Annotated in this window: 22 protein-coding genes; 7 read left to right on the top strand and 15 right to left on the bottom strand. The window is 62.9% G+C overall.

Annotated elements, in window-relative coordinates:
* Positions 1-24: 24 nt before the first annotated feature.
* The 4 genes from CBB63_RS05055 to soxR form a co-directional block, all read right to left on the bottom strand.
* Positions 25-882 (bottom strand): 4-(cytidine 5'-diphospho)-2-C-methyl-D-erythritol kinase, encoded by an 858-nt coding sequence (locus CBB63_RS05055; protein ID WP_286698375.1) that lies wholly within the window; start codon positions 880-882, stop codon positions 25-27.
* The gene (locus CBB63_RS05050) at positions 879-2597 is read right to left on the bottom strand and encodes a tetratricopeptide repeat protein (RefSeq protein ID WP_286698374.1); all 1719 of its coding nucleotides are present in this window, start codon (positions 2595-2597) and stop codon (positions 879-881) included. Before CBB63_RS05050 ends, CBB63_RS05055 begins: the two co-directional genes overlap by 4 nt.
* A 218-nt stretch (positions 2598-2815) precedes the next feature.
* The gene (locus CBB63_RS05045; RefSeq protein ID WP_286698373.1) at positions 2816-4465 is read right to left on the bottom strand and encodes an electron transfer flavoprotein-ubiquinone oxidoreductase; all 1650 of its coding nucleotides are present in this window, start codon (positions 4463-4465) and stop codon (positions 2816-2818) included.
* 152 nt (positions 4466-4617) lie between these two features.
* On the bottom strand, positions 4618-5070 hold the full coding sequence (gene soxR / locus CBB63_RS05040) for a redox-sensitive transcriptional activator SoxR (RefSeq protein WP_286698372.1): 453 nt from the start codon (positions 5068-5070) through the stop codon (positions 4618-4620).
* Positions 5071-5163: 93 nt separating this feature from the next.
* Between soxR and CBB63_RS05035 the strand changes: the two genes are divergently transcribed.
* The 3 genes from CBB63_RS05035 (at position 5164) to CBB63_RS05025 (ending at position 7206) form a co-directional block, all read left to right on the top strand.
* On the top strand, positions 5164-5547 hold the full coding sequence (locus CBB63_RS05035; RefSeq protein WP_286698371.1) for a VOC family protein: 384 nt from the start codon (positions 5164-5166) through the stop codon (positions 5545-5547).
* Between the two features lie 138 nt (positions 5548-5685).
* Positions 5686-6156 carry a transcription elongation factor GreA gene (gene greA / locus CBB63_RS05030; RefSeq protein WP_286698370.1) on the top strand — a complete coding sequence of 157 codons (471 nt, stop codon included), beginning with the start codon at positions 5686-5688 and terminating at the stop codon, positions 6154-6156.
* 15 nt (positions 6157-6171) lie between these two features.
* On the top strand, positions 6172-7206 hold the full coding sequence (locus CBB63_RS05025; protein ID WP_286698369.1) for a hypothetical protein: 1035 nt from the start codon (positions 6172-6174) through the stop codon (positions 7204-7206).
* 3 nt (positions 7207-7209) lie between these two features.
* Here CBB63_RS05025 and CBB63_RS05020 read toward each other — a convergent pair whose 3' ends face one another.
* From CBB63_RS05020 to CBB63_RS05005, 4 genes are read right to left on the bottom strand one after another with little or no spacing between them, the layout of a single operon-like run.
* The gene (locus tag CBB63_RS05020; protein WP_286698368.1) at positions 7210-9285 is read right to left on the bottom strand and encodes a molybdopterin-binding protein; all 2076 of its coding nucleotides are present in this window, start codon (positions 9283-9285) and stop codon (positions 7210-7212) included.
* Positions 9282-9773 (bottom strand): molybdopterin-guanine dinucleotide biosynthesis protein B, encoded by a 492-nt coding sequence (gene mobB / locus CBB63_RS05015; protein ID WP_278375149.1) that lies wholly within the window; start codon positions 9771-9773, stop codon positions 9282-9284. The genes CBB63_RS05020 and mobB overlap by 4 nt, the downstream gene beginning before the upstream one ends.
* Positions 9770-10372 (bottom strand): molybdenum cofactor guanylyltransferase MobA, encoded by a 603-nt coding sequence (gene mobA, locus CBB63_RS05010; protein ID WP_286698367.1) that lies wholly within the window; start codon positions 10370-10372, stop codon positions 9770-9772. Before mobA ends, mobB begins: the two co-directional genes overlap by 4 nt.
* A complete protein-coding gene (locus CBB63_RS05005; RefSeq protein WP_286698366.1) occupies positions 10369-11256 on the bottom strand; it encodes a formate dehydrogenase accessory sulfurtransferase FdhD in 888 nt (295 codons plus the stop codon). Before CBB63_RS05005 ends, mobA begins: the two co-directional genes overlap by 4 nt.
* A 48-nt stretch (positions 11257-11304) precedes the next feature.
* Here CBB63_RS05005 and CBB63_RS05000 point away from each other — a divergent pair, with 48 nt between their 5' ends.
* Both CBB63_RS05000 and CBB63_RS04995 read left to right on the top strand, forming a co-directional pair.
* Entirely contained in the window at positions 11305-12039 is a 735-nt protein-coding gene (locus tag CBB63_RS05000) for an AzlC family ABC transporter permease (protein WP_005849629.1), read from the top strand.
* Positions 12039-12371, top strand: a complete 333-nt coding sequence (locus CBB63_RS04995; protein WP_009825231.1) for an AzlD domain-containing protein — start codon at positions 12039-12041, stop codon at positions 12369-12371. Before CBB63_RS05000 ends, CBB63_RS04995 begins: the two co-directional genes overlap by 1 nt.
* On the opposite strand, the gene CBB63_RS04990 is transcribed toward CBB63_RS04995, so the two are convergent.
* From CBB63_RS04990 to CBB63_RS04970, 5 genes are all read right to left on the bottom strand, one after another.
* Complete coding sequence (locus CBB63_RS04990) at positions 12360-12962, bottom strand: hypothetical protein (RefSeq protein WP_286698365.1); 603 nt, start codon at positions 12960-12962, stop codon at positions 12360-12362. The genes CBB63_RS04995 and CBB63_RS04990 overlap by 12 nt on opposite strands.
* 31 nt (positions 12963-12993) lie before the next feature.
* On the bottom strand, positions 12994-13128 hold the full coding sequence (locus tag CBB63_RS04985; protein ID WP_009825233.1) for an aa3-type cytochrome c oxidase subunit IV: 135 nt from the start codon (positions 13126-13128) through the stop codon (positions 12994-12996).
* Positions 13129-13217: 89 nt separating this feature from the next.
* Positions 13218-13703 carry a DUF6173 family protein gene (locus CBB63_RS04980; protein ID WP_009825234.1) on the bottom strand — a complete coding sequence of 162 codons (486 nt, stop codon included), beginning with the start codon at positions 13701-13703 and terminating at the stop codon, positions 13218-13220.
* A gap of 3 nt (positions 13704-13706) precedes the next feature.
* A complete protein-coding gene (locus CBB63_RS04975; RefSeq protein WP_009825235.1) occupies positions 13707-14756 on the bottom strand; it encodes an MBL fold metallo-hydrolase in 1050 nt (349 codons plus the stop codon).
* Positions 14756-16471: an acyl-CoA dehydrogenase gene (locus CBB63_RS04970; RefSeq protein WP_286698364.1), complete on the bottom strand. Its 1716-nt coding sequence runs from the start codon at positions 16469-16471 to the stop codon at positions 14756-14758. Before CBB63_RS04970 ends, CBB63_RS04975 begins: the two co-directional genes overlap by 1 nt.
* A 152-nt stretch (positions 16472-16623) precedes the next feature.
* Between CBB63_RS04970 and CBB63_RS04965 the strand changes: the two genes are divergently transcribed.
* Positions 16624-17568 carry an L-threonylcarbamoyladenylate synthase gene (locus CBB63_RS04965; protein ID WP_286698363.1) on the top strand — a complete coding sequence of 315 codons (945 nt, stop codon included), beginning with the start codon at positions 16624-16626 and terminating at the stop codon, positions 17566-17568.
* A 27-nt stretch (positions 17569-17595) separates the two neighbouring features.
* On the opposite strand, the gene CBB63_RS04960 is transcribed toward CBB63_RS04965, so the two are convergent.
* Positions 17596-18177, bottom strand: coding sequence for a YqgE/AlgH family protein (locus CBB63_RS04960; protein ID WP_502695861.1), 582 nt, complete (start codon positions 18175-18177; stop codon positions 17596-17598).
* A 90-nt stretch (positions 18178-18267) separates the two neighbouring features.
* Between CBB63_RS04960 and CBB63_RS04955 the strand changes: the two genes are divergently transcribed.
* Positions 18268-19083 carry a protein-disulfide reductase DsbD domain-containing protein gene (locus CBB63_RS04955; protein WP_502695860.1) on the top strand — a complete coding sequence of 272 codons (816 nt, stop codon included), beginning with the start codon at positions 18268-18270 and terminating at the stop codon, positions 19081-19083.
* On the opposite strand, the gene CBB63_RS04950 is transcribed toward CBB63_RS04955, so the two are convergent.
* Positions 19084-22485, bottom strand: coding sequence for an efflux RND transporter permease subunit (locus CBB63_RS04950; protein WP_286698360.1), 3402 nt, complete (start codon positions 22483-22485; stop codon positions 19084-19086).
* Between the last annotated feature and the right edge of the window lie 3 nt (positions 22486-22488).

Here is a 22488-nt window from a genome sequence, read left to right as displayed (position 1 = left end):
TCACGCCACTGGGGCGTGCCGAAGCTACCCCAGCATCGGTGCGGCGGTGACCCACCAGCCGGGCTGTGCCGCGGCAATACGCATGACGGCGCGCTGCGCCAGTGCTTCGGTCTCGTAAAGGCCAAAGCAGGTCGCACCAGAGCCCGACATACGCGCCAGCAGCGCGTCCTGTAGGCTGCCCAGACACTCTGCCACCTCTGGCACCACCTGGATCGCCGGTGCCTCCAGGTCGTTGCGCTGTGTGGCCAGCCAGGCGGCGAACGCAGGCGCGCTGGTGAATGCGGGCAGCTCTTTGGGCATGGGCGCGTTGGCGCGGGACTCGAGCCTTGAGAAGACCTCGGGCGTGGCGGCGGATTTATTCGGGTTGATCAGCACCAGCCAGCAGGGCGGCAGCTTGGGCGCGGACGTCAATCGCTCGCCGATCCCCTCCATCCGCTGGGGGGTGTCATGCAGGCAAACCGGCACATCGGCCCCCAGTCGCGCCACATCCTCGGGCACCGGCAGCCCCCAATGCGCCGAGAGCAAGCGCAGCGCCGTGGCCGCATCCGCCGACCCTCCGCCGATCCCTGCCGCGGCGGGGAGGTTTTTCGTCAGATGCAACCGCGCCCCCCTGCCCGCGCCCGCGTCCAGCAGCCTTGCCGCACGCACCACGAGGTTGCGGTCATCATGGGGGGCGGCACCGCCATAGGGACCATCGATAAACAGCTCAAGCTGGTCAGAGGGAGATACCGCGATCCGGTCGCCCACGCCGGCGCGCACCACAAGACTATCCAGCAGATGGTAGCCATCGCTGCGCTGCCCCGTGACATGCAGGGTCAGGTTCACCTTGGCCCAGGCGAAACCCGCGTTGGCAACCCCGAGGGCAGCGGCTTGGGTCGTCATTTCTCGGCAGTGGCTTTGCTAAGCGGCTCGGCCCCTTCTTCGGCCAATACCGCGTCCAGCCCCACCTCGAGCTTGCGGCGCATGCGGTCGGGATCCGCCTCGCTGTCTTTGTCTTCGGGATCCACAAACGATAGCGCCCGACGCCATTGGAATTCAGCCTCGCGTTGACGGCCAACGGACCAGTAAACGTCGCCCAAATGGTCGTTCACCACCGGATCAACGGCGACCAGCTCAACGGCCCGCTCCATCTGGTCGACGGCCTCTTCGTAGCGGCCCAAACGGTACAAGACCCAGCCCAGTGAATCGACGATATAGCCTGATTCAGGGCTCGCCGCGACGGCGCGTTCGATCATGTTCAACGCTTCGTCCAGATTGCGCCCCTGTTCCACCAGCGAATAGCCGAGGTAGTTCAGCACCTGAGGCTGATCGGGGTTNATCTTGAGAGCGGCGCGAAAATCGCGTTCGGATGCCTCGCCATTGCCAGAGCGTTCTTCGGCAATGCCGCGGGCGTANTACAGCACCCAGCGTTGCGGATTGCTGTCGGGTGTCAGCTCTATCGCGCGGTCATAGGATTTGATTGCGGCCTTGAAGTTGTCCTGCGCNCGCAACGCATCNCCCAAGGNGGAATGGACCGANGGCAATGTGCCGTGGCTGCGGGTCANCTGTTGCAGAACCTCGATCGCCTGTTCCGGNTTGTTCGACCGTCGCAGCGCCGCCGCACGCCCGAGTTCGGCTGCGTGATAGGCGGGGTTGTCGGCGGGTACGTCCTGCAGNTCCTCGATCGCAAGCTCGTACTGGCCGATGTTTTCNAGCAGATCCGCGGTCAGNANCAGNTCGTCGATATGATCGGGGCGCAGGTAACGCGCGATGCGCGAATAAAGCAGCACATAGTAGTCACCGGCACTTTCATTGCGCAGCACGGCGGCGAAGGTAAAGAAGACTTCGGCAATGCCNGCCTTGGCATCGGGGATNTGGGTAAAGGCGNCCTGCCCCTCCCCCTGCAAGGCGGCGACCAANCCGTCAAGTTCGGGNTCNCTGCTGGCCCCGAAACTATCGGTCAGCAGCGCAAGCGCCTGTTCATTTCGCCCGAGCTGGCCAAGGATTTCCGCCCGCGCGATCACACCGCGNCGTGTNTGCCCTGCCGATCCCGCTTGGTTCGAAGCAAAGATCGCCTCNGCNCCTTCGTAGTCGCCGACNGACGCCAGTGCCAAAGCCTTGTGATACAGCACGAACCCCTGCATGCCGGCTTCTTTGCTCAGATNGTCGAACTGNGTGATGGCGGCGGTCATGTCGCCCACGCCCACATGCGCCCAAGCCTTGACCAAACCGTCCACCCAAGGGCCGATCCCGCCCTCGTCNGCGGATTGTTCGATCAGACCCGCATAGTTTTCTTCCTGCGCCATGCCAGCGGTTGTCACCAGATAGGCGATCTGCCCGGGCTGGTCCGACGCGGCCATGATGCGCGCCAAAGGCAGGGCGCGGTCGATATCCCCCAGNGAGAGCANCGCCAGAACCGTGCTTTCAAGGAATTCGNGGTTCTTNGGATCAAGCGCCAGCGCNTCGCCATAATACTTGGCAGATTCCGCAAAATCACTGCGCACCGCAGCATGCCGACCGGCAAGATAGGCCCCCGCCGCCGATTGCGCCTGTACGGGCATTGCAACGGCTCCGGTCAGCGCCAANACGCTTGCGGTCAACAGAAGGTTACGGATCATACTGGCACGCCTCATTTGTATTTGCGCGCAAGGCTAACAGGTTCACGACCAAGCGCAATGCCGCCTATCCAAAGGGACATCCCGCTTATCCTCTATCGGCGGAACCTTGCATGAAAAAAGGCGCGCCGCAGCACGCCTTTGATCGATTTCATCNAGTAAGTGATGCTTACACGTTAGGCCCGCAAGCGANGCTTACATATTAGGCCCGTAAGCGACGCTTACATATTAGGATAGTTCGGGCCATCCCCACCCTGCGGCGTGGTCCAGACGATATTCTGCGTCGGATCCTTGATGTCGCAGGTCTTGCAGTGCACGCAGTTCTGGAAGTTGATGACAAAGCGCGGGTCCTTGCCGTCTTCCTCGACGAATTCATACACGCCGGCAGGGCAATACCGCGCCGAGGGGCCAGCGTATTCCGGCAGGTTGATGTTCACCGGCACCGACGGATCCTTCAGCGTCAAATGCGCGGGCTGGCTTTCGTCGTGGTTGGTGAANGAAAACGCCACGTTGGTCAGACGGTCAAAGCTGAGCTTGCCATCGGGCTTGGGGTAGTCGATCTTCTTGTGCTTGTCGGCCTTTTCGGTCGCTTCAGCATCGGATTTACCATGCCCCAGCGTCCCCAGCAGCGAGAAGCCGAAGGTATTGGTCCACATGTCGAACCCACCCACGGCGAGCGAGGTCACAAGGCCGTACTTGCTCCACAACGGTTTGACGTTGCGCACTTTTTTCAGATCTTTGCCGATCTCGCCGCTGCGGACATCTTCCTCNTAGGCGGTCAGCTCGTCACCGGCGCGGCCCGCCTGGATCGCGTCATAGGCCGCTTCGGCGGCAGCTTTNCCCGANAGCATCGCGTTGTGGTTGCCCTTGATGCGCGGCACGTTGACCATGCCCACCGAACAGCCCAGCAACGCCACACCGGGTGCGACCATCTTGGGCATCGACTGGTAGCCGCCTTCGGTGATGGCGCGNGCGCCNTANGCCACGCGCTTGCCGCCTTTNAGCAGCTCNGCNACCATCGGGTGGTGCTTGAAGCGCTGGAATTCCATGTAGGGGAAGACATGCGGGTTNTTGTAGCCAAGGTGGACAACGAAACCGACGTACACCTGGTTGTTTTCGATGTGATAGATGAACGACCCGCCACCCGCGTTGCTGTTCAAAGGCCAGCCCATCGTGTGGGTCACGGTGCCCTCTTTGTGCTTGGCGGGGTCGATCTCCCAGATTTCTTTCATGCCAAGGCCGTATTTCTGCGGCTCTTTTCCGGCGTCCAGATCGTATTTCGCAATCACCTGCTTGGACAGGCTGCCGCGCACGCCTTCGGACAGGAAGACGTATTTGCCGTGCAGTTCCATGCCGGGCTCATAGCCGTCGCCCTTGGTGCCATCGGCGCTGATGCCGAATTCACCGGCCACAACGCCTTTGATCTCACCATTTTCGCCATAAACAAGTTCGGAACACGCCATGCCGGGGAAAATCTCGACCCCCAGCTCTTCGGCCTGTTCTGCCATCCAGCGGCAGACATTGGCCATGGAAACGATGTAGTTCCCGTGGTTGTTCATCAGCGGCGGCATGGGGAAGTTCGGCACCCNGATTTTACCCGCCTCGCCCAGCATGTAAAAGTTGTCTTCCTCGACCTTGGTCTTGATCGGCGCGCCTTTTTCTTTCCAGTCGGGCATCAGGGCGTCCAGACCGATCGGGTCCAAAACCGCCCCCGACAGGATATGCGCCCCCACCTCAGAGCCCTTTTCCAGCACGACCACATTGCAGTCGGCGTCGAGTTGTTTCAGACGGATCGCGGCGGACAGACCGGCAGGGCCCGCACCGACGATAACGACGTCATATTCCATTGCTTCGCGTTCAACTTCGGCCATTTGGGGCTCCTCTTCGGGCAGAAAACGGTTTGGATTTCGCTAAACCAGCACGGTCGCTATTGCAATCGCAACACAGCGTAAATTAGCGCACCCACGACAGTTTGCATCTTAAATGTTGCAGGTGCAGCAATATTGTTTCGCATCGCAAAATGCTAGCTGCGCGGATCTCCCATCAGATAGCGCGGCCCCTGCCCTTTCTCCCCCGCGCGGTCTTGGGGGTTATAAAGCGCACAGGCCTGNAGGCTCAGGCANCCGCATCCGATACANCCATCTAGGTCNTCACGCAGGCGGGTCAACGTCGCGATCCGGTCGTCCAGCGTTGTACGAAACGCCTGGCTGATACGCGCCCAGTCCTCTTTGGTGGGGGTGCGCCCATCTGGCAGGCGATCCAGCTCTTGCTTGATCTGCGGCAAGGTAAAGCCGAATTGCTGCGCGATCATCACAAAGCTCAGCCGCCGCAGATCGGCACGCTCGAACCGCCGCTGCCCGCCGTTGTTGCGCCACGGTTTGATCAACCCTTGCGCCTCGTAATAGCGGATGGCGGACNCCGCCAAGCCTGTGCGCCGCGCCAAAGCNCCAATCGACAACCCGTCATTCACCGCCATAGACANTCCCCGAAATAATCCTTGACCTAAAGTTAGNTTNAGAAANTACACACCATAGGGTCAACGTCANAAACACGNAAGGAAGACCCGACAATGCCAGCACAATTGGAACATGCNAACATCACCGTAACCGACCCGCAAGCCACNGCCGCCTGGATGGCGCAGATCTTTGGCTGGCGTATCCGCTGGCAAGGCGATGCGATAGCGGGCGGANATNCTATNCACATCGGAACNGACNGCTCATACGTGGCGCTTTACACACCGNAAAAGACGCCGGCCACGGGCACCAGCAGCTATGACACCACCGGCGCGCTGAACCATATCGGGGTGACCGTCGATGATCTGGACGCCGCCGAAACCTTGGTCAAAGCGCAGGGNTTCACGCCGGTGAACCACGCCGATTACGAACCCGGGCGGCGCTTCTATTTTCGNGATCACGACGGTGTCGAATANGAGCTGGTCCAATACGATGACTAAGCGCGGATTGCCGCGGACGGGCTGACTCTGCTCTTGCAATCGCGGNGCAGTTTGGGTCAGGTAAGGATCAATTCAAATCGGTTGCACCCTCGGACGACAGTTCGGGGGCTGTGACCCTCATTGCGTGGACGCCCCCTGATGGAAAAAATCCCCATGACCCGCGCCGGTCACACGGCTTTGGAAACCGAACTCAAGCATNTGAAGTCGGTTGAACGCCCTGCCATCATCAAAGCCATCGCCGAAGCCCGCGAACACGGTGACCTGTCCGAGAACGCCGAATACCATTCCGCCAAGGAAAAGCAGTCNTTCATCGAAGGCCGCATCAAAGAACTTGAAGGCGTGATCTCCCTTGCGGATGTGATTGACCCGGCCAAGATGTCCGGCGCGATCAAGTTCGGCGCGACCGTGACCCTCGTGGACGAGGACACCGACGAAGAGAAGACCTACCAGATTGTTGGTGAATACGAGGCCAACATCGAAAAAGGCCTGCTGAACATCAAATCCCCTATCGCCCGCGCCCTGATCGGCAAGGAAGAAGGCGACAGCGTCGAGGTGCGGACACCCGGGGGGGACAAATCCTATGAGGTTCTCAAAATCGTCTACGCATAAGCCGGGGACAAAGAGATGACCGACAAACCGCAGCTGACACCGAACGCGCCGCGCCAATCCGCGCGGTCGACCCCCTTTGGCGTCTATTCGCGCCCGAACGACGGCGGGATCTCGAACATNGAACTCATCGCCGCAGCGCTAAGCGCTGTNTGGTTGCTGGGGTCCGCGATCTTTTTCTTGATGCTGCCGTCGGATCAGCAACCCGATACGGGCGGCGCCGGCTTGCGGTTCCTGATGACGATGCTGGCGATCTTCATGCCCGTTGGCATGATCTGGGTCGCCGCCACAGCGGCCCGCGCCAGCCGTGTCATGCGCGAGGAAAGCAAACGCTTGCAGGCCGCGATCGACGCGATCCGGCAGGCGTATATCGCGCAACAGCAAGGGCAGAACCTTGGCGCAGACGCGACCGTCGCGCGTAAGCTGGATGAAATTGCCGCCGCCGCCCGCAAGACCGAAAGCACGCTGGCCACCTTCCAAAGCCGCCGCGACGCCAGCACCCGCCTTGCGCCTCTCAAGCCTGCGGTGGTCGATGACCAGCCCGCGCTGGCGCTTGGCACCTCGGCCGCGGATATGACCCCACCGCTGTCACATGAAGATTTCATTCGCGCGCTGAATTTCCCCGAAACCGCCGAGGATACCGAAGGCTTTTCGGCGCTGCGCAAGGCGTTGAAAGACCGCAATGCGTCCCAGCTGGTGCAGGCGTCGCAGGACGTGCTGACACTGCTCAGTCAGGACGGTATCTATATGGATGACCTGCGCCCCGACCGTGCACGCCCCGAAATCTGGCGCCAATTCGCCCAAGGGGCCCGAGGCCGTCCGATCGCTGCCTTGGGCGGCATCCGCGACCGGTCCTCGCTGGCGCTGACCAGTGCCCGCATGAAGCAAGACCCGATCTTCCGCGATGCCGCGCATCACTTCCTGCGCCGTTTCGACCGTGCCTTTGCCGCCTTTGAAGCCGAGGCCTCTGACGCCGACATCTCGGCACTGACCGACACGCGCACCGTGCGGGCCTTCATGTTGCTGGGCCGCGTGGCGGGGACGTTCGACTAGCGGTCAGGTGACCCCGAAAGACCCATAGGGAATATAGCGCACCAGATCGCCCGGCTGGATGTCGGCCGCGGCGTCCGGGAGTTCCACCAATCCTTCGGCCCAAGCCAGCCCGCTGATCCGCCCCGACCCTTCAGAGGCAAAGACCTGCACCCGCCCCTCGCGCATCCGCGCGCGCAGATACTCGCGCCGCCCAGGTTTCTTGCGCTTGCTGAAATCTGCGGGCACGTCGAACCCCTGCGGTTCGGGCCAGTCCTGCCCCGCCAGCCGCGCCAACGCAGGGCGCGCGAAAATCAGGGTGCAGACCATAGCCGCCACGGGGTTGCCCGGCAGACCAAAGACCGGCGCGCCTTGCCACATGCCAAGCGCTAAGGGCCGCCCCGGTTTGACCGCAATACGCCACAGGTCAAGCGCCCCTGCCTCGGACAAAAGGGCCGACACGTGGTCTTCATCCCCCGCCGACGCGCCACCGCTGGTCAGGATCGCGTCAACACGGCCCCGCGTCTCATCCAGCCGCCTGCGCAAAGCTGCGCGGTCGTCACCCACATGCCCCAGATCCACGCCCTGATGGCCGAACTGCGATACTAACCCCAGCAACATCGGGCGGTTCGCATCGAAGATCTGCCCGTCGACCGCGGTCCGACCGGCCTCGACGATCTCGTCCCCTGTCGATAGCACGCCAACGCGCAACGGCCGATGGGTCGACACAGACGCCGTTCCCGTGGCCGCGAGCAAGGCGATATCCGCCGCTGTAATCCGTCGTCCTGCGCGCAGTGTCACGGCACCCGCTGTCACATCCTCCCCCGCTTTGCGGGTATTGGCACCCTGTTTCACCGGACCGTTAAACCGCAGTGTGCGCCCGTCGATGGTCACGTCTTCCTGCAACACCACGGTATCGACGCCTTCAGGCAGCGCGGCCCCTGTCAGCACGCGGATCGCCTGCCCTTCGGCAAGCGCCCCCGGCGCGTCCCCCGCCGCCGCGCGTCCCTCGGCCAGCGGCATCGCATGGGCACCGGCCTCGCGCCCGCCGGCAAAGCCATAGCCATCAACAGCCGTATTTGGCAGCGGCGGATTGGCGCGGCGTGCCAGCGCGTCCGCAGCGGCGATGCGCCCCAAGGTGGCAGCCAAAGGCACGTCTTCGACAGGGGTCACCGGATGCAGCCGTGCCCGCAACTGCGCCAGCGCCTCGCCCACCGGCGTCCAATGCACGCCCGGCGGCAGGGCAAAACAGTCGTTGCGCAGCGGTGGCGGGGCCTTGAGCAGATGTTCGAACCCCAGACCGAAAATCCACCCCTCTTCCGCTGCCTCAACATCCAGCATCTGCGCCAGATCGGCGGCGGGGACGGCGGCCAGCTGCCGTGCAAGCTCCTGCACCTGCCACGCATCCTTGATCATGTTGTCAGGGGCTGGCCCCACGGTGAGCGACGGCCAGATCTCGGCAAAGACCACCTGCGCATCCGGCCTTTCAAACGGCCAGACCGCGACATGATCGGCAAAACGAGCACGCAGGCGTGACAGCACAGGCAGCCCCATGACCACCTGCGATCCGACAGCCCCTGCCCCGGCCATTTGCCAGCAGGTGAAACTGCCCTTGGCACGCTGTTCCCCCGCGCGCTTGTCGGGAAACGGGTTGGCGTAGCCCGCCTTGGTGCGCGGAAGCCCTGCGATATCGCGGTTGGGCAGCCCGTTGGCCCAGAAAGGGCCGCTGCCATCGCCCAGACCCAGATTGATCTCTGCCACCAGATCGAAACGGTTGTTACGGTCTGGCGCGTCTTCGACCCGCGCCTCGAACCACTCCCACAGGGCGAAGGGATCGTCGCTACCCGTCAGGGCCTCGGCAAAACCGCTAGGGTAGGCAAAGGGGAAATCGAAGCCGATGAACAGGCGACGATCCTGCGCCAGCTCTGCTTCGATCAGCGCGGCGATCCACGCCTCTGCCTCGGACCGGTTGCGCAGATAGACAGGCGGGTCCGAGACGCCCCCCCGCGACACCCCCGCCCAAATCGCATCTTTGCGCGGGGTTGGTCCGGTGTCATTACCGCCGGACCAATCGACCACAACAAACGTGTCGAAATGGCTCACAAGCCCACCTCGGCCAGAATGAAATCGGCGATGGTGCTGGTGTCATTCAGATCGAATACGGGGCGATCCAGAGTCATGGGAGTGTCGCTGGCAATCGCCTTGATCGTCGGATCCTCCGGCGCGATCAGCGCATTACCGGTTTCGGCCCGATGCGCTTCGACCTTGGCGTGACCGTCGCGCTTGTAGCCTTCGACCAGCACCAGATCGACAGGTGCAAGCTTGGCCAGCAGCGCGTCGAGCGTCGGTTCATCCTCGCCGTGCAGCTCATGCATCAGGGCAAAGCGGTTGCGCGAGGCCAACAGCACCTCGCGCGCGCCAGCGACGCGGTGGCGGTGGCTGTCCTTGCCCGGATGATCCACGTCAAAACTGTGGTGCGCATGTTTCACGGTAGACACTGAAAACCCGCGGCCCGTGATTTCGGTCACGAGGCGTTCCATCAGCCCCGTTTTGCCTGCATTTTTCCAGCCGACAACGCCGTAAACTCTCATATCATCTCCTGTGCGCGGGCCAAATCTTGGGGGGTGTTGATGTTAAAGAACGCGTCCTCATGGGGGAACAGCGCTTCGCGCCCCTCATGCGTTTGGGTCCACATCACGACCTTGCGCAGCCCCCCTTCCAAGGCGGCGCGCAGATCGTCACGCAGCGCCACGGGCCAGAGGCCAAAGGTCGGATGCCGCGCGGTGCCGCGTTTGGCATCCGGCGTGGCGGCCAGCACCAGCGGATGGGTCATCCCCTCGCTTGCCAGCAACAGCTGCGGCACCAGATCACCGGGGAAGAACGGCGTGTCTGCTGCCGCCGTGACGATGGTATCCGCGCCCTGTTCAGCCGCCCAATCCAGCCCGGCCAGCACGCCCGCAAGGGGACCGGCGAACCCGTCGATACTATCGGGCAACACCGGCAGTTTCAGCCCCGCAAACCGCGCGGGATCACCATTGGCATTCAACGCGACGCGATCCACCTGCGGGGTCAGCCGTTCAATCACATGACCCAGCACGCTTTGACCGCCAAGCTGCAACAGCCCCTTGTCGCCGCCACCCATCCGCGTCGCCTGCCCACCGGCAAGGATCACCCCAAGTGGCTGCTTCATGTGCTGCCCTTTCGCCCAGATCGTTTCGGTTCATCCGCGATTCCGTCGGGGTCCGCGTCACGGATCAACCGGTCTTCGCCCGCCAGACACATAAAGCGTTTGCCCTTCATCCGGCCGATCAGCGTCAGCCCGACCTGCTGCGCGATCTCTACCCCCCAGGCGGTAAAGCCGGAGCGCGAGACCAGCGCGGGGATGCCCATCATCGCGGTCTTGATCACCATCTCGGACGTTAGCCGCCCCGTGGTATAGAGGATCTTATCCTCGGCCGAGACTTTTTCAGAGAGCATCCAGCCCGCGATCTTGTCGACCGCGTTGTGGCGACCCACGTCCTCCATATAGACCAGCGGGCGATTGCCCTGACATAGCACCGTGCCGTGAATCGCTCCGGCCTCTAGGTACAGGCTCGGCGTGCGGTTGATCTGCGCGCTAAGGTCATACAGCCACGAGGTCCGCAGCGGGGTCGTGGGCAGAGACACATCCTCTAGCCCCTCCATCATATCGCCGAAAACCGTACCGACCGCACAGCCGGAGGTACGGGTCTTCTTGCGCATCTTGTCTTCGTAATCGGTTTTGCGGGCGGTGCGGACCACGACGACCTCAAGCTCTTCGTCATAGTCGACGCTGGTGATATCCTCACCGTCGCGCAGCATGCCCTGATTGCGCAAGAACCCAAGCGCGAGGTATTCGGGGTAATCGCCGATCGTCATCGCGGTGACGATTTCCTGCGCATTCAGATATATCGTCAGCGGGCGTTCTTCGACCACATTGATGGTTGTTTGCGCGCCTGTGTGATCCCGCCCGGTCACGGCACGGGTCAGCCGCGCCAAACCCGGTTGCGGTGCGATCAAATAAGCATCGGTGTCTGTCTTGACGGACAATTGCATCCCCCCAAAGCGGCAGTTAAGCATGTCCCGGCAATCTAGGGGGAACGCATGGCCATCACCACCACGAAATCGGCCTTTCGAAAAGGTCTTGCCGACGCCGCACCCTTTGTTCTGGTGATCATCCCCTTTGCGTCGCTGTTTGGCATCCTCGCCACCGAGGCGGGATTGAACGTATTCGAAACGCTCGCCTTTTCGGTTGTGGTCATTGCGGGGGCAGCACAGTTCACGGCGTTGCAACTGATGCAGGAACATGCCCCGACGGCGATCGTGCTGGCCTCTGCGCTGGCGGTGAACCTGCGGATGGCGATGTATTCCGCGTCGCTGACCCCTTACATCGGCTCCGCCCCGCTGTGGCAGCGCGCGCTGGCGGCCTATCTGACGGTCGATCAATCCTATGTCTGCGCGATGGCGCAGTACGAGAAGCAGCCCGATATGACGATCCCGCAGCGGATGGCGTATTTCTTTGGCTGTGTGACCCCGATTGTGCCGCTGTGGTATTTGTTCACGCTGGTGGGGGCGATGGTCGGCGCGCAGATCCCCGAAAGCTGGGCGCTGGATTTTGCGCTGCCGATCACCTTTCTGGCCATGATCGCGCCGATGTTCCGCACGCCGGCCCATGTGGTCGCGGCGCTGGTCGCCTCTGTCGCGGGGCTGCTGACGGCGGGTGTGCCCTATTCGCTGGGGCTGATCATCGCGGGGCTTGCGGGGATGATGGCCGGTGCGCAGACAGAGCTTTGGCTGGAACGGCGCCAGCCCCAACACCCTGAACAGGATGCGGTATAATGGATCATATCAACACCGGCACACTTTGGTTCGTGATCATCGCCCTTGGCATCGGCAGTTTCGGGCTGCGCTTTGTCTTTACCGGATTGGTTGGCGACCGCGAGATGCCCGCATGGCTGCTGCGGCACCTGCGCTATACGGCGGTGGCGATCCTGCCCGCGCTGGTGGCTCCGCAGGTGATCTGGCCCGCAGCCACGGACGGGCAGCTTGACCTGCCGCGCATGGCGGCAGCGGCTGCGGCCCTGACAATCGGGGTGATCACCAAAAACGTGCTGCTCGCCATCATCAGCGGTGCAGCAACGCTTTACAGTCTGCTTTGGTTACTGGGCTAGAAGCGACGCCTGCACCGCGTCGATCACATCGCCTTCGTCATTCTCGTAGTATTTTGTCGTCGTGACACCGGGCAAGCTGGCGAACTGTTCGCTGAGCTTGGCCGGATAGAAGGTCTTGGAGATGCTTTCGAACCCCTGCACCTGCGACAGAATGCCCGAGGTCGCATTGGCGCAGAACGCCCCTGCTACCGTGCCGTTCGACATCACAAGCTGCAAGATCTGTTCCGCCTGCGCGTCCGTCACCTGAAGTTCCTGACTGACAACATGGTAGGTGCTGCGTGCGTGCGAGGATTTGTAGCCTTGAATCCACTTGGGCGTCATACCGTAAAGCACGTCGCCGCGTTCGACCACGCGCGGATCGCGGAAGGAACCGGCGGGGTCAAAGATCACCTGCTGCGAGCCATTGACCACCAGCGCCGTATGGCCGCCGCTGCCGGTGCGGTTGTTGATCATCGTCATCAACGTGATGGATCGCGGCCCCGGTGCGACATAGGCGGCCGCCGCGACTTCTGCCGGTGTGTTATCAATCCCGGTATCATTCGCACAGGCCGCAAGCAGCCCGACGAAGGCCAAAGCCATCCAAACACGCATAGAAATATCCCGTAGGTTAGGTTTGCCCGCCTTAGCGCGCGAAGATCGCCATAAAGACCAGAATGGCAATAATCACGATGCTCGACCATTTGACGAAGTTCATGAAGCTGTCAAAAGTCTTCTCGTGCGTGCTGGTGTCCATCGAGCCGTGTTCATGTTTGGCCATTTGCGCGATCCTTGTCTTAACGTGCGTATGATTTGAACTGGGGAATACTGTATTCATCTGCCTATGTCACGGCATCAAAATGCGCGGGATCAGGTGTTTTCGCCTGTCTGTGCCAGCTCTTGCGTCTCGAGGTCTTCTGCAAGGCGGAAACCGATACGATTCGCGGGGGCTTCCTGCACCGCTTTGGGCAGCGCACGCAGGGCGACATTCAACTGGGTGACATGCTGCACCAGCTGCATCCGTGCCCCGGCGTTGTCCTTGCCATAAAAGGTCACGATGTCCGGATCGAAATAGCCCATACCCTCGATCCGCAGCACACCGGCGTCACCGCCTGCGAACCCCATCGCGACCTCGTGATCGCCATCCAGCTGCTCTTCGAAATTTCTAAGGTAAAGCACGACCCGCTCGTAGGCCCATTGCGCCGGTGATTTCTGCGCGGCGGGCTTTTGGGTCATCCCCTTGGGCACCGGCTGGTCAGAGGCATTGCGTCTGTCGGGGTCCGAATGCACCTCGTAGAGGCGCGGCAGCGCGTCGGCCTCGATCGCTTCGGCCGCTGTCTTGATCTCGTTATCCATCGGTCAGCCCTTTGATTGATACACCCAAGCCCCGTCCAGCGCCCGCAAGCTGCGTGTGGCACGGCCCGTTTGGTAAAGATGGCTGAGATGGGCGACCGCTTCAACCAGCGCCAGACCGTATTCGCCTTCGCCGATGTTGCGCTTGAACAGGGTCGAGAAACATTCAGACGCCGATTTCGGCTCTGCAATCGCCTTTTCCAGACGGCGCAGGGCGCTGTGGTGATTCTCTATCAACTGGCGCATGCGGGTGGGCAGACCGGTGAAGGGCAGCTTGTGCCCGCCAAGCACCAGATGATCCTCNCGNGCCAGCAANGACAGACGGTCACAGGCCTCGATCCATTCGCCAATGGGGTCGGCCATGGGTTCGGTGGCATAGACCCCGACGTTAGGGCTGATGGACGACAGGATCTGATCGCCTGCAATCACCAGATTGTCATCACGGCTCCAGAAGGTGGCGTGTTCGGGGGCGTGCCCATTGCCCATATGCACGTCAAACACGCGNCCCCCGATGGTGATCTCGTCGCCCTGTTTGATCCGCGTAAAGCCAAGCGGCAGAGGCGAGACGATGTCGGCAAAGTTGAATGGCCGCTCGGAGGCGCGTTTGTCGTACAGCGCGGCATCCATCCCCGACAGTTTGTAGAAAGCCAAAGTCTCGGCTGGCGGTGCCTCTTGCGGGTCGAGGGTCAGCATTCGCGCGGTCAACCACGCGGTGCGCGTCGTCACCAGCTCTGCCCCGTGTTCGGTCTGGAACCAGCCCGCCAACCCGATGTGATCGGGGTGGTGGTGGGTCACGATCACCCGCGACACCGGCTTGCCGCCCAAGGGCCCCGCGATCAGGTCCGTCCACAGCGCCTTGGACTTTTTCGACGCGAACCCCGTGTCGATGATCGTCCAGCTGTCGCCTTCGTCAAAGGCATAGACGTTGACGTGATCCAGCTTCATCGGCAGCGGCAGACGCAGCCAAAGCACGCCGGGGGCGACCTCTATCGCCGCATCATGGGCGGGCGGCGTCTCCCAGGGGAAACGCAAACCGGTGGGTGCGGTATCAGGCATCAGGCGGCCAGTTCGTCAGCGGAAAGCGCGAAAAGATCAGCCTCGCCCGCTTGGGCATGGGCCANCAGGCCNACGTGTTCCGGCAACAGACGCAGGATGTAGAACCGCGCCAGCTTTTCGCGTGGCCCNCCCNTNTCGGCCAGCGCCGCCTTGAGGTGCATATGCGCGCCAAGCACCCGTGCAAAGGCCCGCAGGTANGGCACCGCTCCGGCAAANCGCGTGTCCATGTTCGATTGCTCGGTCANCCAGTCGGTCGCCTCGCGCAGGGTTTCCGANGCTTGCCANAGGGCNTCCGTCATATTCGGAAAAACGTCGCGGGCGGCTTCGGCGTCTGCCTCGATCTCGTCCAGCAAACGGTTCGCGGCCTCGCCCCCGTCCATCATCTTGCGCGCGACCAGATCCATCGCCTGAATGCCATTGGTGCCTTCGTAAATGGCGGTCACNCGNACGTCGCGGCTGTACTGCGCGGCACCGGTTTCNTCGATAAAGCCCATNCCACCGTGGACCTGAACGCCCATNTCAGCNACGGCCATGCCGGTGTCGGTGCCAAAAGCCTTGGCGATCGGGGTNAGGAAGGCCGCGCGGGCTTTCCANTCGGCCTGACCGGTGGCGTTTGTCATGTCGATGGCCTTGGCACAGCACAGCGCGATGGCGCGGGCGGCAAAGGTTTCGGCCTTCATCGTCATCAGCATGCGGCGCACATCGGCGTGGTCCACGATGGTGCCGGTGCCGTCAGGGCGCGATGTCTTGCCCTGTTTACGGTCNAGCGCATAGGCCAGCGCGTGCTGATAGGCCGCTTCGGCGATGCCGATGCCCTGCCCGCCNACGCCAAGCCGCGCGTTGTTCATCATNGTGAACNTCGCCGCCATGCCGCCTTGCTCGGGCCCGACCAGCCAGCCGGTCGCCTTGTCATATTGCATCACGCATGTCGGAGACCCGTGAATCCCCAGCTTGTGCTCAAGGCTCACCACCTTGAGGCTATTGGCATTGCCNAGGCTGCCGTCGTCATTGGGCAGGTATTTCGGCACNAGGAANAGGCTGATGCCTTTGGTGCCNGCAGGCGCACCGGGCAGACGCGCCAGNACAAGGTGGCAGATGTTGCCGCCAAAGTCNTTGTCGCCCCANGTGATATAGACCTTCTGACCCGAGATCGCATAGGTGCCGTCGCCATTGTCNTCGGCTTTGGTCGCCAGTGCCCCCACGTCCGACCCCGCTTGCGGTTCGGTCAGGTTCATCGTGCCGGTCCATTCGCCGCTGATCAGCTTGGGCAGGTACAACTCCTTGATCGCGTCGCTGGCGTGATGCTCAAGCGCTTCGATCTGGCCCTGGCTCATCAAGGGGGCAAGTTGCAGGGACAGGCAGGCGCCGCTCATCATTTCGTTGACGGCGGTCGTCAGGGTCATGGGCAGGCCCATGCCNCCGAATTCGGGGTCGGCNGACATGCCGATCCAGCCNCCTTCGGCCACGGCCTTGAACCCGTCCGCGAAACCGGGCGAGGTNCGNACGACGCCGTTNTCAAGCTTGGCNGGGGTCNGGTCGCCGGCGCGTTGCAGCGGGGCCAGAACGTCATTGGTCATCTTNCCCGCCTCTTCGAGGATCGCGCGGGTGACGTCTTCGCTGGCGTCCTCGAAGCGNTCGGTCTGACGCACAGCGTCCAGCCCTACGACATGATCAAACAGAAAGGCAAAATCTTCGACAGGGGCGCGATAGGGCATAGTTTTCCTCCATTAACGCGTTCGTCTGCTTGGCAAACCGAACAGCGACCTGATAAGCCCAAGGCGATACTCCGGGCTGTTGCGGCGAGAATGTCGCTCAAGCCTGCNCACCGCAACCCAAAACGCGGCGTCATCCCCCGTGAGAGAAGCCAATGACCGAGATTCTTCCNGCCGACCCTTCCGGTATTTCCCGCGCCGCCACCCTGCTGCAGCAAGGCGCATTGGTCGCGCTACCGACTGAAACGGTNTATGGTCTGGGGGCGGATGCGCGCAACGGGACGGCGGTGGCGGGCATCTACGAGGCCAAGGGGCGGCCCAGCTTCAACCCGCTGATCATCCATGTCGCCGATGTGGACCAAGCACGGCGNTACGGGCGCTGGTCCGACACCGCCGAGATTTTGGCAAGCGCCTTCTGGCCCGGTCCGATGACACTCGTGCTGCCTCTGGCCGACGGGCACGGGCTNTCNTCNCTGGTGACGGCNGGGCTGGACAGCGTCGGCATCCGCGTGCCCGCGCANCCCACGGCCCGCGCCATTCTNCGTGCGCTTGGCGGTCCGGTGGCGGCCCCCTCGGCCAACCCCTCGGGCAAGATCAGCGCCACGACGGCGCAACATGTTCTGTCGGGGCTNGNNGGGCGGATCGCCGCTGTGGTTGATGACGGCCCCTGCACCGTGGGNCTGGAAAGCACCATCATCGGTCTGAACCAGCCCCGCCCCACGTTGTTGCGCGCAGGCGGGCTGCCGTCCGAGGCGATAGAGGCAGCCCTTGGCGCACCGTTGGATGTGGCCGACGGGGCAGAGATTATCGCCCCCGGTCAGCTCGCCTCTCACTACGCGCCCCATGCCAGCGTGCGTCTGAACGCCCAAGCCGCGACGGATGAGGAGGTTTACCTTGGCTTTGGCGCGGCAAGCGGGAGCGGGCCGGATGACCTGACCCTATCAGCCAGTGGCGATCTGGTGGAAGCGGCAGCGCATCTGTTTGACCGGCTGCACGCGCTTGACCGGCTGCGAAAGCCGATTGCGGTGGCCCCGATCCCTGAAACCGGTCTGGGCCGTGCCATCAATGACCGATTGCGCCGTGCGGCGGCACCNCGNTAGGGCTTTTGNCCCGCAGATCNTCGCANNTCAGGCGCGCCCTGCTGTCGCGCTGAGCCCCAAAGGGTCCACNCCGATAGAGGTCAGCGCCGCTTCCCATTTGCGCGCATCGGGCAGNTCGAANAGGATNGCNCTATCGCCTTGGCAGGTCAGCCAGCCGTTCTGGGCAATCTCTGCCTCTAGCTGGCCCGCGGCCCAACCGGCATAGCCCAGCATCAACATCGCCCGACGCGGNCCCTTGCCGCGGGCNATGTCTTCGAGGATGTCCAGCGTCGCNGTCATCGCCACCCCGTCCGCGATATCCGTCGTCTGCATTACGGACCGGTATTCGGCGCTGTGCAGGACAAAGCCGCGCTCTGTCTCGACGGGGCCNCCCACATGCACCCCCAGNCCGGAAACATCGTCCATGTCCACATCGCNGAGGCGGTCAAGCACATCGCCAAGCTTCAGATCAGCGGCGAGCTTATTGACGATCAACCCCATCGCGCCTTCGTCATCATGCGAGCAGATAAANATCACCGAATGATCAAACCGAGGATCCCCCATGCCGGGCATCGCNACCAAAAGCTGGCCGGTCAGATCCATTTTCATGCTGTCGTCCTTATGCGTCATCGCAATAGCATGGCCTGCGCCCCTGCGGCTTTCAACCCCCGCGACTGCAACACATCATAATGCAAACGTGACTTGGCAAACGGGGGGCAGATGGCCCATGAAAGCGCCATGACCAGAAAAATTCTTGGCCTGATGGCCGCTGCCCTTATCGCCCCGCTGCCCGCTTCTGCAATGGAAGTGATCCACGGGGAAATCCTGCAAGGCTGGGTGCTGCCCGATGGCAACCGCATGGCCGCGATCCGCATGACGGTGGAGCCGGGCTGGAAGACCTACTGGCGCGCGCCCGGTGACATGGGTATCCCGCCCAGCTTCGACTGGTCCGGCTCGCGCAACCTGTCGGCGGTGGCCGTGGAATGGCCNGCGCCCACGGTGTTCCGCGAACCCAANCTGACCACNATCGGGTATAAGGATCAGGTCGTGNTGCCGCTGCGGATCAGCGTGCCCGACAAAGGGGCCCCCGTCACGGTCCAGACCACCATTGATCTGGGCGTGTGCAGTGACATCTGCGTGCCCGCCTCGCTTGAGCTGAGCGGCGTGATCGACACCACCACAACCCGCGCCGATCCAGCGATTGCCGCCTCATTGGCGCAGCGCCCGTTTTCGGCGAAAGAGGCCCGTGTGAAAGACGTGACCTGCACCATCGGTATGGCAGGCGCGGACCTGACACTGGACGCCGCGATCACCCTGCCGCCCGCGGGCGGGCAAGAGCTGGTGGTGATCGAAACCGGCAACCCNGATCTNTGGGTCAGCGAGGCNGATACCACCCGCAAGGGCAACGTNCTGCATGCGCGGGTGGACGTGGGTCACGTCAGCGGCGGCCCCGTGGCACTGAACCGGTCGCACATCCGCATGACGGTATTGGGCAGCAAGCAGGCCGTCGATATTGTGGGATGCAACGCGGGCTGATCACATGGCCCGTTTGCGNCGCGACAGCAGCAACGCCACCGCGCCGACGATATAGCCCACNAGCGCGATCAAAGCCGCCCCGNCCANGAACAGCAGCAGCGCCGCGCTGCGCGGGGCCATCGCCCCGAGCTCAGGCAGCNGCTCGACCAGTGCGGGATGCAAGCNGNCCNNCACCGCNACCCACCCCAGCGTGGCCCCGCCCCACAGCACCACCAGCGTCCAAAGCGCCAGAATGCCGAGGCGCAGCCCCCCTGCCCGTGCCCGCATGGCCCGACGCATCGCCCGNATCTGGCGACCGATATCATGCTGCGCCGCGACCAGCGCAGGCACGACCAGCAACACCAGAAACATGCCAAAACCCAAACCATAGACCAGCGTGATCACCGTAGGTTTCAGGAACTGCGCCTGCTGGCTTTGCTCATAAAGCAGCGGAGCCATGCCAAGGACCGTTGTCAGCGTGGTCAGCATCACCGGCCGCAACCGGTCCGCCGCGCCATCGATGATCGACGGGATCACCCCACGGGTGGCTCCGTATTCGTCAATCGTGCCGACCAGAACGATGGAATCGTTGATGATGATCCCTGTCATCCCCAACAGGCCCACAACCGTGAACATGCTCAGCGGCACCTCCCACAGGGCGTGCCCGTAGATTGTGCCNACCAGACCAAAGGGGATCACCGCCATCACCACCATGGGCCGCGTCCAACTGCCAAAAACCCAGGCGAGAACAAGGTAGATGCCCGTCAGCACAAGAATNAGGCCGGTCANCGCATCCGATAGAAACGTACCTTCCTGCTCGCTCAGCCCGCCGATGCGGAAATCCACCTGCCGTTCAGAGGCGATGCGCGGCAGGATATCCTCGCGCAGGGCCGTCGTGATCTCGCTCGCGCGGGCGGGGTCATCCTCTGATATGTCGCCCGTGACNGANATNAGNCGGATGCCATTCTCGCGNCGCACCGTGCTGAAGCCGGTGCGCCGGTCCACGCTGACGATANCGGCCAGCGGCACATATTGCCCGTCCGGCGTGCGCATCTGNGTCCGTTCAAGGAAATCCGCNGTCAGCTCTCCCTCGGGCAGTTCAACCCGGATTGTCGCCGATCGNGGGCCGTCGGGATAGGTNGCCGCCTCGATCCCGCCCAGACGGTGGCGCAGCACCCGCCCCAAGGTATCAATCGTGAACCCAAGCGCCTGTCCTTGCGGCGTCAGATCAAGGATCAACTCTTCCTTGTCGTAGGCCAGATTATCCTGCACCGCGCTGACTTCGGGATATTGCCGCAGGGCATCNTGCAGGTCCTGNGATGCGGNTTTCAACACCTGCGTGTCGGCCCCGTANAACTGCACATCCANCGCGTCCCCCCCGGGACCCGACCGCCAGCCGCGAAAGCTGACGGTTTCGGCAAGGGGATGATTGACCACCGCGTCTTGCAGTTCAGCGACAAAGGCGAAGCTGGAATANGGGCGCAGGTCGGCGTCGATCAGCTCGATCGAGATGCCGCCCAGCAGATCGCCATCCTTGCTGTCGGCCCCGTCCAGACCGCGCCCCGCATTGCCCCCGATCTGCGCGATCACATAGTCGATGGGGTTGGTGCCGTATTCCTCGGCGTATTGCGCGCCCAGCGCTTCTGTCGCGCGTTGCATTTCGCGCATCATCGCCAGCGTATCGGCGCGGGTGGCCCCTTCGGCCATGGCAAAATTACCCGTCACCGACCCGCGTTCCGGCGCATTGAAGAACCGCCATTGCACGTCACCCCGGATGAACAGCGCCACCTGCGAGGCAAGCACAGCGACCACACCGGCAAGCACCACATAGCGCGCGCGGATCACCCCCGCCATGAAGGGGCGGAACAGCCGCTCGCGCACCCAGAGAAACCCGCGATTGACCACTCGGCTGGGCAGGTCATACCACCGTTGCTTGGCCCCCGCTGCCATCGCATGGGCCATATGGTTCGGCAGAATCAGAAAACATTCAACCAGTGACGCGGCCAGCACGGCAATCACTGTGAGGGGGATATCCGCGATCAGACTACCAAAGCGCCCGCCGACGGCAAGCAGACCGAAAAAAGCAATGATCGTCGTCATCGTTGCGGCAAAGACCGGCATCGCCATCCGCCGCGCCGCATTCTCTGCCGCTTGCATGGGGGGCTCGCCCAGCTCTTTGTGGCGATAATCCGCGTGTTCGCCCACAACGATCGCATCATCAACCACAATGCCAAGCGTGATGATCAACCCGAACAAAGATATCATATTGATCGTGATCCCCCCCGCATACATCAGCGCAATCGCCGCGGCCATCGACGCAGGTATGCCCGCGGCCACCCAAAAGGCCGTGCGTGCGTTAAGAAAGAGGAACAGCAAACCCACCACCAGTGCGAGCCCCATCAGCCCGTTATCAATCAGCAGGTCCAACCGCCCGGTGATCGCCTCGGCCCGCGTGCGGATCAGCTCTATCGTCACGCCCTTGGGCAGCATCACAGCCATATCCGCCGCGACGCTTTCGACGCTATGCTGGATACCGATGGCATCCCCCCCGTCAGAGCGGTCAATACGCACGGAGATCGCGGGATCATCCCCCACGAAATACCCTATCTCTCGGTCGGAGCCCTGCTCGATCACCCGTGCCACATCTCCGACCAGCAATGACGACCCGTCCGCATTGCTGCGCAACACGACGCGAGACAGGGCATCCGCGCTACGCTTCGCGGTGCCGGTGCGCACGCGCGCATTGGCGCCTGTCACATCACCGGCGGGGTTGGCATCCACCACTGCCGCGATCACGGCGGCGATTTCGGCCATGGTGATGTCGTGACGGATCAGTCTGGTCGACGGCACCTCGATCAGGGTTTGCGGCGCTGCGACGCCCTGAATGGTGCTGCGCGTCACACCCGCCGCGAACAGCCGCGTGACGAATTCATCCGCGAAACGCCCCAGCTGTTCCGCGCTGATCGGGCCAGTGATCACCACATCGGTCACACGGTCGCGCCAGATACCACGCCGGACCACCGGATCTTCGGCATCTTCTGGCAGAGTGGTAACCGAATCCACCGCCGTTTGCACATCCGTCGCGGCGCGGGCCATGTCCCAATTGGGCTCGAACTCAAGCGAGACGGTCCCGCTGCCCTCACGCGAGGCNGCGGTGGAGCTTTCGACCCCTTCGACCGCCAGCAAGACCGGTTCAAGCACCTGAACGATGGCGCTGTCCACATCGTCGCCCCCCGCCCCCTCCCAAACGGTAGTGACCGACACGCTGTCGATGATCACATCGGGAAAGAACTGCGCCCGCATATTNGGCGCAGCGGCCGCCCCGCAGACCAGCAGCACCACAAGCAGCAGGTTGGCTGCCGTCCGGTGACGGGTGAAATACGACAGGATCCCCCCTGCACGACCGGACATGCTGCGCGCCATCTC

This window comes from Sulfitobacter sp. TMED3, from assembly GCF_002167505.1.
Classification (GTDB): Bacteria; Pseudomonadota; Alphaproteobacteria; order Rhodobacterales; family Rhodobacteraceae; genus Sulfitobacter; species Sulfitobacter pontiacus.
The sequence above is the reverse complement of the archived record's forward strand: the minus strand, read 5'-3'. Positions and strand labels throughout refer to the sequence as shown.